General features: G+C 46.1%; 13 protein-coding genes and 2 tRNA genes. 3 read left to right on the plus strand and 12 right to left on the minus strand.

Going from position 1 to position 15,026, the window contains the following annotated elements; all coding sequences use genetic code 11:
• Positions 1-135: 135 nt before the first annotated feature.
• From LLG96_17985 to dnaA, 10 genes are all read right to left on the minus strand, one after another.
• Complete coding sequence (locus LLG96_17985; protein MCE5252097.1) at positions 136-528, minus strand: PIN domain-containing protein; 393 nt, start codon at positions 526-528, stop codon at positions 136-138.
• On the minus strand, positions 521-730 hold the full coding sequence (locus tag LLG96_17990; protein ID MCE5252098.1) for a DUF2191 domain-containing protein: 210 nt from the start codon (positions 728-730) through the stop codon (positions 521-523). The genes LLG96_17985 and LLG96_17990 overlap by 8 nt, the downstream gene beginning before the upstream one ends.
• Positions 731-927: 197 nt before the next feature.
• Positions 928-3,456 carry a DNA gyrase subunit A gene (gene gyrA, locus LLG96_17995; protein MCE5252099.1) on the minus strand — a complete coding sequence of 843 codons (2,529 nt, stop codon included), beginning with the start codon at positions 3,454-3,456 and terminating at the stop codon, positions 928-930.
• Between the two features lie 87 nt (positions 3,457-3,543).
• Complete coding sequence (locus LLG96_18000) at positions 3,544-4,842, minus strand: thermonuclease family protein (protein ID MCE5252100.1); 1,299 nt, start codon at positions 4,840-4,842, stop codon at positions 3,544-3,546.
• Between the two features lie 89 nt (positions 4,843-4,931).
• Positions 4,932-5,543 (minus strand): restriction endonuclease, encoded by a 612-nt coding sequence (locus LLG96_18005; protein MCE5252101.1) that lies wholly within the window; start codon positions 5,541-5,543, stop codon positions 4,932-4,934.
• Positions 5,540-6,496, minus strand: coding sequence for a site-specific DNA-methyltransferase (locus LLG96_18010; GenBank protein ID MCE5252102.1), 957 nt, complete (start codon positions 6,494-6,496; stop codon positions 5,540-5,542). The genes LLG96_18005 and LLG96_18010 overlap by 4 nt, the downstream gene beginning before the upstream one ends.
• Positions 6,497-6,537: 41 nt before the next feature.
• Positions 6,538-9,069 carry a DNA topoisomerase (ATP-hydrolyzing) subunit B gene (gene gyrB, locus LLG96_18015; protein ID MCE5252103.1) on the minus strand — a complete coding sequence of 844 codons (2,532 nt, stop codon included), beginning with the start codon at positions 9,067-9,069 and terminating at the stop codon, positions 6,538-6,540.
• Between the two features lie 9 nt (positions 9,070-9,078).
• Positions 9,079-9,411 (minus strand): DUF721 domain-containing protein, encoded by a 333-nt coding sequence (locus tag LLG96_18020; protein MCE5252104.1) that lies wholly within the window; start codon positions 9,409-9,411, stop codon positions 9,079-9,081.
• A 2-nt stretch (positions 9,412-9,413) separates the two neighbouring features.
• Positions 9,414-10,529, minus strand: coding sequence for a DNA polymerase III subunit beta (gene dnaN, locus LLG96_18025; protein MCE5252105.1), 1,116 nt, complete (start codon positions 10,527-10,529; stop codon positions 9,414-9,416).
• 403 nt (positions 10,530-10,932) lie between these two features.
• Complete coding sequence (gene dnaA, locus LLG96_18030) at positions 10,933-12,294, minus strand: chromosomal replication initiator protein DnaA (GenBank protein ID MCE5252106.1); 1,362 nt, start codon at positions 12,292-12,294, stop codon at positions 10,933-10,935.
• 268 nt (positions 12,295-12,562) lie between these two features.
• On the opposite strand from dnaA, the gene LLG96_18035 reads away from it, so the two are divergent.
• From LLG96_18035 to LLG96_18045, 3 genes are all read left to right on the plus strand, one after another.
• Positions 12,563-12,638 (plus strand) — tRNA-Phe (locus tag LLG96_18035).
• Positions 12,639-12,734: 96 nt separating this feature from the next.
• A tRNA-Lys gene (locus LLG96_18040) sits at positions 12,735-12,810 on the plus strand.
• A gap of 21 nt (positions 12,811-12,831) precedes the next feature.
• The gene (locus tag LLG96_18045) at positions 12,832-13,461 is read left to right on the plus strand and encodes a corrinoid protein (protein MCE5252107.1); all 630 of its coding nucleotides are present in this window, start codon (positions 12,832-12,834) and stop codon (positions 13,459-13,461) included.
• Positions 13,462-13,539: 78 nt separating this feature from the next.
• Here the strand turns inward: LLG96_18045 and LLG96_18050 are convergent, their stop codons facing one another.
• Both LLG96_18050 and LLG96_18055 read right to left on the minus strand, forming a co-directional pair.
• Entirely contained in the window at positions 13,540-14,646 is a 1,107-nt protein-coding gene (locus LLG96_18050; GenBank protein MCE5252108.1) for an AI-2E family transporter, read from the minus strand.
• Positions 14,636-15,026, minus strand: a 391-nt coding sequence (locus LLG96_18055; protein MCE5252109.1) for a cyclic nucleotide-binding domain-containing protein, incomplete at its 5' end; no start/stop codon positions are given. The genes LLG96_18050 and LLG96_18055, both read right to left, overlap by 11 nt.

The following is a 15,026-nucleotide window of genomic DNA, read 5'->3' on the forward strand; positions in this document are numbered from 1 at the left end:
AACACAAGGAAAAAATATATATATATCTGTTTTCACAGTATTTTTTAAATCTGTAGATATGTGATTTTTTTTCGCATATACAGTCAGGCGGAAAGTACAAAAGAGTATCCGAGCTGTAACATCAATACATGGATTTTAGGGACAGTACAATTTGATGTTCGTTTCTTTCTCCATCAGACGAAAATGATCATCACGAGTAAAGATTGACACATTGTGGTGCACAGCAAGAACAGCAAGAAAACAATCAGATAATCCCACCGTTATTCCCTTTCTCCGCAAATCGAAGGAAAGACGGCCCGCCTGGAGCCATTGTTCCGTTTTTTCAGGCAGAAATTCGAAACAATCCAAAAAATCTTTAAGGACACAGATTTCTTTTTCCGTTTTTGCGCCTTGCAGCAACTCTCCCATGATAAGACCCGTACAGCAAATAAGCCGATTATCCAATAAATTTTCAACAACAAGCCGTATGTTCTCTTTGCCCCTGAAAAATTCAATCCAGATCGATGTGTCCACAAGTACTTTATCCAAGCCGGTGATCTCCATGCCGCAATTCCTCAGCTGTTTTGATAAACTCCAGCTTCCCCGCCATTTTCTTTATGTTCTCGATTTTTTTCGCACTGATTTCATCTTTTATAGCGACAATGACAGCTTCGGTTTTGCTGCTGGTCCCAAGCATGTTCTTCAAATCGTCGAGAAGCTCGGTCGGCAATGTTATGGTTGTTCGAGCCATAAATATCCTCCATAATTTATAGTCATATAAAAAATATATAAAATTATGGTATTTGTCAACATAAGATTGAACCATAATCTCGGTTCGTATTTTCACGGCATATTGTATATTTATGCCCTACAAACAGTGCAGGGGTAATTCATGTATTACCCCTGCACTGTCATCAGATCAAATGAAATGTATGGAAAGGGAGACTATCACACTTCATCATCCGTCGATTCATCACCCTTGTCGGCGGTTCCGAACCCGTTTTCGTCCTCTCCCTCGTCCATTTCGCCGAGATCATCGATATCCTCGTTTTCACCGGCGGGGACACGCGCCACATCGACGACAGTATCTTCCGAATTGAGATTAATGAGACGGACACCCTGGGTCACACGGCCGATCGTGCGAATGTCCACAATCGGGAGCCTGATGAGTATCCCGCCCGAAGTGACAATGATGAGCTCGTCGTCATTGACCACCTCCATCATGCAGACAGCGCCGCCATTACGGGTGCTTGTCTTGATGGAAATGATCCCTTTCCCGCCGCGGTGAGTGAGACGGTAGGCATCGAGATCGGTCCGCTTGCCGTACCCGTTCTCGCAGACAACAAGGAGCGTTGCATTGGGATGGGCGACCGCAACCATGCCGACGACAATGTCATCCTTTTCGAGCCTGATGCCGATCACACCCTGAGATGTGCGTCCGACAGGGCGGATTTCGCTTTCCTTGAACCGTATCGCCATGCCATCCCGTGTCTGGATGACGATTTCCTGTTTACCGTTTGTGAGAGAGGCATCGATGAGCGCATCCTCATCGAGTATGTTTATGGCGTTGATACCGTTCCGTCTTGGCCGTGAATACTCGATCAGGGATGTTTTCTTGACAAGCCCCTTTCTCGTCACCATGAGCACATACTGTTCCTCGTTGAATTCACGGACGGAAAGAAATGCGGCGATCTTTTCATCTTTCTGAAGATCGAGCATGTTGACTATCGGTCTGCCGCGAGCCGCGCGTCCTCCCTGCGGCAGCTCGAACACCTTGAGCCAGTAGCACCTGCCGAAATTCGTAAAGAAGAGAATATAGGAGTGAGTCGAGGCTACAAAGAGGCTCTTGACAAAATCTTCCTCTTTCGTGCCCATACCGGTGATTCCCTTGCCGCCGCGGCGCTGACGGTGATAGGTGCTGATGGGAATGCGCTTGATGTAGCCCTGGTGTGAAATGGTGACCACCATGTCCTCTTCGGCGATGAGGTCCTCGATCTCTATGTCGTCCGATTCGTCGATGATATCCGACCGCCGTGCATCGCCGTATTTCAGCTTGAGGGATTCGAGCTCCTCCTTGATGATTTCCATCCTGAGCGCACGGGAGCTGAGTATATTGCGGAGCCGCTCCATGAGCTCGATAAGCTGGAGGTATTCATCCTCTATTTTCTGACGTTCGAGGCCGGTAAGGGTCCGCATTCTCATGTCGAGAATAGCCTGCGCCTGCCTGGCCGAAAGACCGAACACGCTCATGAGCCCTTCCTTGGCGAGCTCGGTGTTCTCCGACTCCCTGATAAGCTTGATGACCGCCTCGATGTTGTCGAGCGCTATTTTGAGTCCTTCGAGTATATGGGCGCGCTCCTCGGCCTTGTTCAGCTCGAACTTTGTCCGGCGGATCACAACCTCCTGACGGTGTACGATGTAGTGACGGATCATTTCGGTGATCGACATGACTTTCGGCTGGTTTTCCACGAGGGCAAGGTTGATTATGCCGAAAGAACCGGAGAGCTGGGTATGCTTGTAGAGCATGTTGAGCACTACTTCGGGAAACGAATCCTTTTTCAGCTCGATCACAATCCGCATGCCGTCACGGTCGGACTCGTCCCTGAGATCGGAAATTCCCTCAATCGTCTTTGTACGGACGAGATCGGCGATCTTTTCGAGCAGGTTCGACTTGTTGACCATGTAGGGAATCTCGGTGACGACGATACGCTCACGGTCATTGGGAAGGGATTCGATATTGGCACGGGCGCGGAGGGTTATCTTGCCTCGTCCCGTCTCGTACGCTTCGACAATTCCCCTGCGGCCGTAAATGATACCGCCGGTGGGAAAGTCCGGTCCCTTGAGATACGCCATTATCTGGCGCGGCGTAATGGAAGGATCATCGATGAAGGCCTTGCAGGCATCCACGACCTCGCCGAGGTTATGGGGCGGAATGTTGGTCGCCATGCCCACGGCTATACCGGAGGAGCCGTTGCAGAGCAGGTTGGGAAATTTACCCGGGAGCACATCGGGCATCATGAGGGTCTCGTCATAGTTCGGAGAATGGCTGACGGTCTCCTTGTCGAGGTCCATGAGCATTTCCATCGTCGCATGGGTCATGCGCGCCTCGGTGTACCGCATCGCCGCCGCGCCGTCGCCGTCTATCGACCCGAAGTTTCCCTGGCCGTCCACGAGCGGATAGCGCATGTTGAAATCCTGCGCCATTCGGACAAGAGTCGGATAGATGACCTGCTCGCCGTGCGGATGATAATTACCCGAGGTATCGCCGGCGATTTTCGCGCATTTCCTGTGCGCACGCCCCGGAGTGAGGTTGAGGTCGTTCATGGCTGTCAGGATGCGGCGCTGGGACGGCTTGAGACCATCACGGACATCCGGCAGCGCCCGTGATATGATCACCGACATGGAATAGTCCATGTAGGAGGTCTGCATTTCGTCCTGAATATCTATGGGGATTATCTTTTCCTGCTTTCCTAACATCGAAGCTCCTTTGGGAATAAACTTATTGGGTAGGGTGATAAAGTATCTTTTTCACATGCCCGGTAAAGTGTTTTATCTCGCATTTTTTTACATTTCTACAATACTGTCAAATTTTGAACGATACCTGAAAGGGAATTCCCCATCCACTTCGGCAAATCCTTTTTTTAACAGATGGGCGTTGATAAATGTTTTGTTTTTCATATAGACATACGCAAGAAGGTTATGTTTAACATCGTATTTCGGCTCATCGTATTTCAGATAAATCCGGCGTTTTAAAATCTTGTTTCGTAAAAAGTCTTTCGCTGTTTTCGATACATCCGATCTGGGTTTTACACCGAGGAGACGTATGACGAGGTCATTGTTCACTTTGATAAGGTTCGTATCCAGAATTTCTTTGACTGTATAGTAATCTTCTCTCTCTACTCCCGATACCGTATCGTTTACGCTGATTCTGGAGCCGTAATTCATTGTATTCGGATCTATTTTTTTATCGAATCTGACCGGATCGGTAAAAATGTATGGCAGTTTCCGAATTTCGCTTTGCCAATCGATATTTTTCACATCCTGTTTTTTTACATCGAACACAAAATCATCGGTGACATCATTTTTCAGACTCAGTATCTTTTCCTGTATGACAGGAAGAAAATCCTCATGTATTTCATAGCCGACCGAATTTCTGCCGGCTGCAATCGCCGCCGCCGATGTCGTTCCACTGCCTGAAAAAGGATCGAGCACCATATCGCCGACAAATGTGAACATCTCGATCGCCCGCTTCGGCAGCTCGACCGGGAACATTGCGATATGACCATACTGCCATACTCCGTTGAAATACCAGTGTCCGGAAAAGTATTCCTTCCATTTTTCTTTCGATATGACCGACTGTTCTTTTCTTTCCCTGCTTACCTTCGGAGGATTCCCCGGCTTTTTGAAAATCAGGATAAACTCGTAATCTATCTCGATGATTCCGTTTCGCGGATAAGGATACGATCCCATCACCGTGGCGCCGCCGGTTGTATTCTTGGTGGTCTTTTTCTGCCAGATTATCGCCCCCATGTAATCGAAACCGACCGATTCGCAGAACTTGATTATCTCAGTCCGTATCGGAATGACCTTATACCTGCCATAATTGACCATTCTGGCAAACTGATCGCCGATATTCACCACCATCCTGCATCCGGGATGCAACACACGGCTGCACTCGTTCCACACGAGGTTGAGATTGTTGATATACTCTTCGTACGAATGGTGGAATCCGATCTGGTTCTCGGCGCCGTAGTCTTTCAGCTGCCAGTATGGCGGAGAGGTTACGACAAGGTGGACGGATGAATCAGGCAGTTCGATCATCCTCCGGGAATCGCCAATGATGCAGGTATGGGTCGTTTTCATGGAATAATTCAAGGTTTCAATATCATTAAGATGATGTTGTCATGCGCCCGATCCCCGAAGAATTATCCGGAGATGAAATTACTGTTTTGTTATGGTTCAATCCCTACGATCACAAGCGGCACCGCAGGAACACCGCGTCCCTGTCTCACAACATTGTATAATTCTCCCTCATAATAGGGGACACCCGAACTCATCTGCGACTGGAGCGATTTCATAGGGAGAATTTCTATGCCCACGTCGATTTTATCACCGATGTAGAAAGCAAGATGTTTGACAAAAAGATCGTAGGCGACAAAGGCGTATTTCCCGAATTGCACCTCGACCGCCACACGGTCTTTGATGAAATCAGTCTGGTTGTAACTGTATATGGGTTCCTCACCGGATTCAACGATTTCCTTTTTTTGTTCTTCAGGTGGCATTGTCAATGTTTTCCGGATAAGCTTTTCGCTTTTTGTCACCCAATAACCAACCCTGCTTTCTTCCCATACTTTTTTGTGGAGCAATACTTTGAAGGCAGCATTCATGGCAATTGGGCTGTAAAGCAGTTTCCCCTTCATTGTCTTTTCTTTCGATACTTTCGTTTTGCATTTCCCGGCTTCCACCGCCGCGATTACCGACCGGATTTCTTTCCATAGTGAGCGTTTATGAACAAGCAGGAATTCAAGACCGTTCAAATGGGAATACGTCTCGATGATCTTCATCGCAGGGTTCCCTTTTCCTTTTCCGCCTGGCCCTGAAAAAGAAGAATTTGTTCGGAACTTCCCTGATTTGTCCAGGGAGCAGCGGTAAGCCTGTTTCCCGCTTCATGGGGATCATACACCGGTTTGTTCATAGGCCGTGTTTTCAATACGCCGGCAATCTCAAAATCAATTCTTTGCCGGGCTAATGTACAATATTTCCGGACAGTCTCTGCTCCTGCTCCGCGGCGATTATGGCGAATTGCCGCTATTATCGATGTCCCGGTGCCGAGAAAAGGATCAAACACCCAGTCATTCTCATTGGTCATCGAAAGCACCAAGCGTTCGATCAACTCGACCGGGAATTGACACGGATGATTTGTTTTTTCTACATGGTTGCTCTTGACATTCGGGATAATCCACACATCACCGGGATTTTTCCCAAGAGGATTGCACGAGTATTTTCCCGCGTTCGGACCTCTGAAATACTTCTTTCCGGGATATTTCTGCGGTACTCTTACCGGATCGAGATTAAATACAAAATCATCTGTCTTCGTGAACCATACGATTGTCTCATAACGCCCCGAAAATCGAAGACTGCAATGCATCCCATGTTCAAAGTGCCAGATTATCCGGTTCCTCATTCTCAGACCAAGGCTTGAGAAGATCGGGTAGAGCACGGTATCGAGAGGAATAATAGAACCATTTTCAACGAAGTTTCCGACCTGCCAGCATATACTTCCCCGCGGAGAAAGACACCGTACGCACTCCCTTATCACCTTCTCCTGCTGTTCTAAGTACGTTTCCAGTTTGAGCCGCTTTTCATATTCCTTCCCGATGTTGTAGGGTGGTGATGTTACAACAAGATGCAGCGACTCATCGGGAATCGTTTTTAACAATTCCAAGCAATCACCGGGGAAAACAACGATATATTCGGACGGTGAGAATTTATCCGATATAGTTGTGTTTTCAAACATGAGATATAGTTATACTCCGTGAATATTGATCGGATTCCAAATCACACATCCAGGTTTCTGACATTGAATGCGTTTTCCTGGATGAATTTGCGCCTCGGCTCGACTTCGCCGCCCATGAGAACGGTAAAAATACGGTCGGCTTCGACAACATCCTCAAGGTCGACACGGTACAGGGTGCGTGTCTCCGGATTCATGGTCGTGGACCAGAGCTGCTCCGGATTCATTTCGCCAAGACCCTTGTAGCGCTGCACAGTGAGTCCCTTGCGGCCGAGACGGTGGGCGGAGTCAACGAGCTCGTCGAGGCTCCTGACCTCCTCTCTTTCGGAATCGCCATCCTCGATAGCAACCGGGAAACGCTCGATAACCCTGATGGATTTCTTGAGTTCGGACATATTGAGAAAATCTATGGAGGAGAGCGTGTTCTTGAACATTTCGTATTCGATATACTGCCCGTTGACCGTTCCGGCCACAGTGATCGAGTAATCGCTGATTACCCTCTCCGTATCGTCATTCTCGAACGGTTCGCCGAGAACCGGAGCTTTGGTTTCGACACCTTCAGCGCTGGTTTCAACGCCTTCCGAGGTAGTTTCAACGGAATAAACCTTGTTAATGGAATCAACGGTGAATCCCGCGGACAGAACAGCCTTCTGAATCGTAGGAAGCGCGGTCGCCGAGTCATCGAAATGACAGGAGCAGAATTCCCTGATTTCGAGGAGACTGTCGAGAAGCGGCTTCGGGAAGCCGATCTTTATACATTTATCGTAGTTGTATTTAAACCGGAACAGTTTTTCCATGAGTTCGAGCAGCCGTACTCCCGAGTAAACCGTACCGTTTCCGTCCGGTATCACTTTTGTCCGCCCGATGCCGTTTTCAAGGATAAACCGGTCATAGTCCTTCTGTTCCGTCACATACCATTCCTGCTTGCCTTTCTTGAGCCTGTACAGAGGCGGCTGGGCTATGTAGAGATACCCGTGCTCGATCAGTAAAGGCATATACCGGTAGAAAAAGGTCATGAGGAGCGTTCTGATATGGGAACCATCCACATCGGCATCCGTCATGATGATAATCTTATGGTAACGGGTGCTGGATATATCAAAATCTTCCTTGCCAATTCCGGTTCCGATCGCAGTGATGATCGTCCTGATCTCATCGGAGTTCAGAATCCGGTCGAGACGGGTTTTTTCCACATTCAGAATTTTTCCCTTGATCGGGAGAATTGCCTGGAAACGCCTGTCACGGCCCTGTTTTGCCGAACCGCCTGCCGAGTCTCCCTCGACGATATAAAGCTCGCAGGACTCAGGGTCCTTTATCGAGCAGTCGGCGAGTTTGCCGGGCAGATTCGCGTTGTCGAGCGCGCTCTTCCGGCGGGTGAGGTCACGGGCTTTACGGGCGGCTTCACGGGCACGGAAGGCTTCGAGACATTTTGTGACGATCCTCCTGATAACCTGGGGATTCTCTTCAAAAGCGGTGCCGAGTCCCTCGCCGACAAGGGACTCGACCATACCCTTGATCTCGGAATTGCCGAGCTTGGTCTTTGTCTGGCCCTCGAACTGGGGATTGGGAAGCTTGACCGATATGACAGCCGTGAGACCCTCACGGATATCGTCGCCGGTTGGAAGGGCTCCCTTCAATCCCTTGAAAAGGTCATTTTTGAGGGAGTATGAATTGACCGAGCGTGTGAGACCGGTCTTGAAACCGATAAGATGCGTCCCGCCTTCAGTCGTGTTGATGTTATTGGCGAAACTGAAGATTGTTTCAATATACGACTCGTTGTACTGCATGGCGATTTCAATGGAAACATCGCCGGCATTCGCGATAAAATAGATCGGATCGTTATGGATGACCGCCTTGTTGGTATTGAGGTACTTGACAAATTCGATAATGCCGCCATCGAACTTGAACGTATGATTTTTCCCCTTGCGTTCATCAAAAAAGTCGATCTTGAGACCCTTGTTGAGGAAAGCGAGCTCGCGAAGGCGGTTGACAATTATATCGTGCGAGAATTCAGTGGTTTCAAAGACTGTGGCGTCCGGCCTGAACCGCACGATGGTTCCGTGGCCCTTCTTGTCTCCGCGGCACTCCATGTCACCTTTCGGAACACCCCGCTCGTATACCTGATAATACACTTTTCCGCTGTGCCAGGTTTCAACCTCGCAATACTCCGAAAGGGCATTAACGACGGAGACACCCACACCATGGAGACCGCCCGATACCTTGTACGATTTCCCGTCGAACTTACCGCCGGCATGAAGCGTGGTCATGACAACCTCGAGGGCCGGCCTTTTCTCGATTGCATGGATATCGGTCGGAATACCGCGGCCATCGTCCTCCACCTCGGCAATACCATCCGAATGTATGGTGATCTTTATGGTCTTGCAGACCCCAGCCATCGCTTCGTCTATCGAATTATCGATGACCTCGTAGAGCATATGATTGAGGCCGGAAATCCCAGTCGAGCCGATATACATGGCTGGTCGTTTACGGACTGCCTCGAGTCCTTTGAGGACCTGAATATTGTCCGCATTATAATCATCGGTATTATAATTATCGATTTCTATATTTTCGGTGCTCACACTGTACTCCTATTGGGATTTATCGAGAACGAATTTAATATCAAAAATGATAAAGTCACTGACCGGATTGTAATTATTGACTTTCTTTATAAACGACGACTTATAAAAAAGGGACTGTGTCAGCCATACGGGAGAAGAGACAGCTATGGTGAGAACTCCCTTAACAAGCGACACAGGCCGTGTATTTTTTGCATTTGCTGAGCCAACTATGTTCTCCCACTGTTTTTTTACCTGTTCAAAATGCAGATCGGCCTCACAGTGGAGCTCTTTCACAACCGATCCAATTACATCCGAAATATTTAAAGGGTTCGCCTTTCTGAACCTGACAGGAGACTGTTTCATGATCACTCGTTTATTCTCAACGGCATGATGAGATATATATATTCCAGTGATTCATCGAGACCGACAGGTTTTATGATGCCCGCGGCATTGGGAAGCTCCAGATCGAGAACAGATTCCTCGGTTTCGATTTTCCTCAGTATTTCCTGAAGAAAAGAAGCATTGTACCCGACCGTTATCGGTTCACCGTCATACCGTACCTGAAGATTTTCCCTGGCTTCTCCTCCGATATCGGCATTTGTGGTGGAAAGCTCCATGGAACCGGGTGTTATGGAGAGCTTTATCTGGTGTGTAATGGTATTGGAAAGAACGGAAACCCTTCGTACCGCAGCAGAGAGCAATTCGGTGGAAACGAAAACGTGCTTCGAGTTATTGGCCGGGATAACCTGCATGAAATTAGGGTATGGTCCCTCTATAAGCTTTGAAAATATAATTGTTTTTGGAAAATCAAAAAGAATGATGCCATCACCGAAAACAACCTTCCGCAACTCGATTCCCGCCGCTATCATCCTGGCCGCCTGATTAAGCGCTTTTGGCGGAACTATGGCTTCCGCTTCCTGAGAAACATCGAGCGGCAGTTTTCTGCTTGAAAGGGAGAGACGGTGACCATCCGTTGAAACCATCGTTGTCTTGTCGGAAGCTATCTGCCAGAAAACACCGGTGAGTGAAAGCCTCGTTCTGTCGACAGCGACTGAAAATCCCGTTTTGTCAACCATTTCAACAAAATCAGCTCCTGACAGAGTCGTGGTTATACCCTCGACAGTTTCCTTCAAAGCGGGATAATCGGAAGAGGACATACCCATGATTACGGATTCGCCACGGGAAAAGCTGACTCCGATACGTTCTCCATCGATGGTCAATGTGATATCTTCTTCGGGGAGCTCGCGAATAATATTGATCAATCGTTTTGCATTGACTGTGACAGCTCCCTCTCCTTCTGTGGTACAGTCGATAACCGTCGTTATGGCAATATCCATGTCAGTTCCGGAAATCGACATACTTCCATCAGAAACCCTGATGAGAAAATTGGTTAGAACAGGCAAGGTTGGTTTTTGAGGAACAACATTAAAAACATGTTGTAGACCTTCAAAAAGCTCATTTCTACCAATTATAACCTTCACTGGTAATCTCCTTGTAAAAGATGTTTATATACAATATATAGTATACTATATTGTAATTCAAGCAAAATATGTGCTTATGCCTCATTTTTTAATGATTTTTTTCATTCATTTTACCATTTAAATATGTCTGAGAAGTTTTTAAGAAAATGTTGATAAAACCGCAGTTTTCAACAGAACAATTTTTTGTACTGTAAAACAACAGCAAAATCGATGGATACAGTGAACAGTCATGGTAAAAAATGTTGAAAATAAATACACGTTAAATAATTGTAAAATATGTGAGATAAAAAGTAGTTAACACTATCAACACCTCTAGTATTACTACATAAAATAATATATTTTATACATAAGAAAAAGTATAGAGGTTGAATACTTTATAATATCTGGAGAGGAAGAGAAAGGGTCAGAAAGCATTTTTTGTCTGGTTGGTGAGGTCCTGAATGAGTTTTAAGAAGGCGGGTTCCGAGTTCATTTTCTTTTCTACGAGATGGATTGAATGTATGACTGTTGAATGATCGCGATTGCCAAAATTGAGACCGATGGTCTTGAGCGAGGAGGATGTAAGCTGTTTGCAGAGATACATTGCAATGTGACGGGCGTTTGCAACCTCTTTTCTTCTCGATTCTCCAATGATGAGATCAGGTGATAAAGAAAAGTGATGAGAAATCAGTTTCTGGATAGATTCTATCGATATGGTACGTGATGTTTTTCTGAAGGTATCACCGAGTATGTCAGAAGCCATCTGAAGGGAAATATCAGTACCATGAAGGGAAGAATATGCAAGGAGACGGATAAGAGACCCCTCGAGCTCACGGATATTTGCGGTAATGTTACTTGCAATGAAATCGGCGATTGCATTATCGAGCTCGACGCCGTCGTTTTCAGCTTTCTTTTTAAGAATGGCGACTCGGGTTTCAAAATCGGGGGGCTGAATATCGGTTACAAGACCCCATTGAAAGCGATTGATAAGACGATCCGCAAGACCCTTGAGATGTGATGGGGGACAATCCATGGTGAGGACAATCTGCTTTCCCTTCTGGTGCAGATCGTTGAAGATATGAAAAAATTCCTCCTGGGTTCGTTCTTTATTATTGAAAAACTGTATATCGTCGACAAGAAGGATATTGGCTGCCCTGTAGTACTGTGAGTATTGTGCTGTCTGATTTTTTTGAATTGAGAGAATGAAATCCATGGTAAATTTTTCGCTTGAGACAAAAATAATTTTTCCTCTGTCGTTGCTTGCTTTTCCAGAAGAAATGTAACTGTTTGCGATTGCCTGAAGAATATGGGTTTTTCCGAGACCGACACCGCCGTATATGACAAGGGGATTAAAAGCGGTAAGACCGGGTGCATCGGCAACAGCTTTCGAGGCGGCATAAGCGAACTGATTGGAATGGCCGACAACAAAAGTATTGAATGTAAAACGCGGATTGATGTTGAGTTCTTCAAGAAGACTGTCGTGATGCGGAGAAGATGAGGATTCATGAGTGGTAACATGATCCGTCAGTTGCTGTTCTTCGGGTGTGTTTTCCTGAGCGCTGACAACAAAACGTATAAGAATATTCCTGCCAAGTAAATTGGTTGCTGTGGAGTTAAGGAGGGAAAGATAGTGTTCTTCAAGCCAGCTCGAATAATACTGCTGAGGAACGGAAACAGTAAGAACATCGTTGCTGAGGTCATGAAGCACAAGTGGTTTAAACCATGTATTGAAGCTGTGGACACTGACACGTTCTTCCAATGCTTTTAAAAAAGCATTCCAGAACATATATTTATCGATATAAATACTATTCATACGGTCGGTAGCAGAGTTGTTATCACATGAAATATTTGATAAAAGAGAAACCAGCTGAGCAAGGAGCACCCAAGAGGTAAAAAAATATTGAATATTACACCATCAATTAAAAAATAAAAACACACCATGTCAAGATAAAAAGGCAAACATTAAAAGATGAAAAAAGAAAAAATTTCTTGCGATAGCGCGAATAAAACATTATCTTGACACACTTAAAATAACAGTATTGAATACTGATTGTGGCACCCTAGCTCAGTAGGTAGAGCAGTGGACTGAAAATCCATGTGTCCCCAGTTCAATTCTGGGGGGTGCCACCATTTTATGGTTAAAAATATATTGACAGGCCAACAGTAAAGGGATATTTTTTACCGACGGACAAGAAAAAGATTGAACGAAAGATAAGCTTTTTTTGTGCGCCCATAGCTCAATTGGTAGAGCAGCAGACTCTTAATCTGTTGGTTCAAGGTTCGATTCCTTGTGGGCGTACCATTATTAAAACAGGAGGAGGCAATGGCTGATTTTCAGGGAATAGCCGATGCACTTATCAAGGGTCAGGCTCCGGCGGTAAAAGAAAAAGTACAGGCGGCGGTCAATGAGGGTATTGAAGCGGCCGTGATTCTTGAAAAGGGATTGATAGCCGGAATGAGCGTGGTTGGTGAACGTTTCAAAAAGAATGAAATATACGTTCCGGAAGTCCTTATAGCAGCCCGTGCCATGCACGCGGGAATGGATGTACTGAAGCCTCTTCTTGCTGATTCGGGTGTACAGCCAAAAGGTGTTTTTGCGATAGGCACAGTCAAGGGTGATCTCCATGATATCGGGAAAAATCTCGTTATGATGATGATGGAAGGCGCCGGATACAGAATCATGGATCTCGGAGTAGATGTCACACCGGAGAAATTCGTTCAGGCCGCAAAAGACGGAGCACAGATAATCGGGATGAGCGCCCTTCTCACAACGACAATGCCATCCATGAAAAATACGATAGACGCTCTGAAAGCAGCCGGAGTACGGGATACGATAAAGGTGATAGTCGGCGGTGCCCCTCTTACCCAGCAGTATGCGGACCAGATCGGCGCAGATGGATATGCCCAGGACGCAGCAACAGCTGTGGATGTGGCAAACGAGTTCATGGCATAATAAGAATTTAAAATACTTTATATATAAAAAAAGCCCCGGTTTATGAACGGGGCTTTTTTTGTGCCATACAGGTATGATTCAGGGCTTTTCTTTACAGTCAACCGTGATAACTTTGTACTTTAAAAAGTCAGGTTTTATCGGTCTTTTGAATTCATCCAGAAGGATTTTGAAAATTACCTGGAGGAGACTTGCGAGGGGAACGGCGACAAGCATACCGAGAACACCGCCGAACTTTGAACCAAAAAGAACAAGAATAATGACAAAGAGAGGATGAAGGTTTGCAGCTCGTGACATGACGAGCGGCTGTACAAAAACGTTATCGATAAGGTTAACAGCAAGAAAAACAAGAATGATTTTTACGAAATAATAGAGAGGCATCGATGTCATAACCGCGACAAAACAGGCGACAAGCGTTCCGACAACCGGCCCGACATACGGAATAAGATTCGAAACACCGGCAAAAATGCCGACAATAATGGGATATTCAAGGCCTATAATCCAAAGCCCGAACGAAGATAAAATCGATATTATTATCACGCTGATAAACATGCCCATCAACAGCCATCCGAATTGCTGATTGAGACTGTGAAAAAGAAGAAGAGATGTTTCAAAATAACGGTTCGGGATAAGGCTGATGACTCTTTTCTTGATTTTGGTATCATCGAGGAGAAAAAAGAAAGTGGCAAAAGGAATGACAGTGGTGTAGAGAACGAGCGGAAGAAAAGTGAATAACATGCTCGGGATTTTACGGACAAAAGAAAGAATGGTGCTTTTGACATTCGTTTCTATTTCATTCGATATGCTGTCGCTTTCACTGAAAAGAAACGAAAGACCATTGGAAAAACTCGAAAGAGAAGATTTTGACTTTGATAAAATTTCGGTAAAAACACCGATATAATCATCGAGCTTATCCTGAATGCTTGAAATTTCCGAAGCGATTGCGGGGACCAATAGAATGAAAACCAGGGTGATCAAGCCAAAAGCAACCGTAAAAACGATAATAACGGAATAAATATGCTTGAGATTGCGTTCTTCAAGCATATTGACAAAAGGCTTGAGAACAAAATAGAGTATATACGAAACGGCAAAGGGAGCAAGAAGAAGCGAAAGTTTCGCGGCGATAAAAATTAATACGCAAACACCGACGACGGAAAGTGCAAGACGAACATATACCCTAGTCAACATGATCGAACCTGCTCAGCGCGTTGTTGGCAAGACGGAGACGTTCGGATACAACCTGAGAAAGACGTAAAATAAGGCGGACACCGAGTTTCGGTTCGGAATCGATCAGATTCATGAGATCGGGTTTAAAAAGACCCCAGAGAACTGTCTTATCGGAAGAGACAACTGTTGCGCTGCGGGGAGATTCGTTGAGAAGAGAGGTCTCGCCAAAAAAGTCACCTTTAAATAAAGATGCGATTTTACGGCAGGTCAGGTTGGCATATTCGGAGAAAACGTCTGCGGTACCCTCCTTGACAATATAGAGACCGACCCCGGGATCGCCCTGTCGGAAAACAATTTCTTCCTTTTCGTAATTACGAACGTATATTATAGAATACAGTTTG

Source organism: bacterium, assembly GCA_021372535.1.
Lineage (GTDB): Bacteria > Latescibacterota > Latescibacteria > Latescibacterales > Latescibacteraceae > JAFGMP01.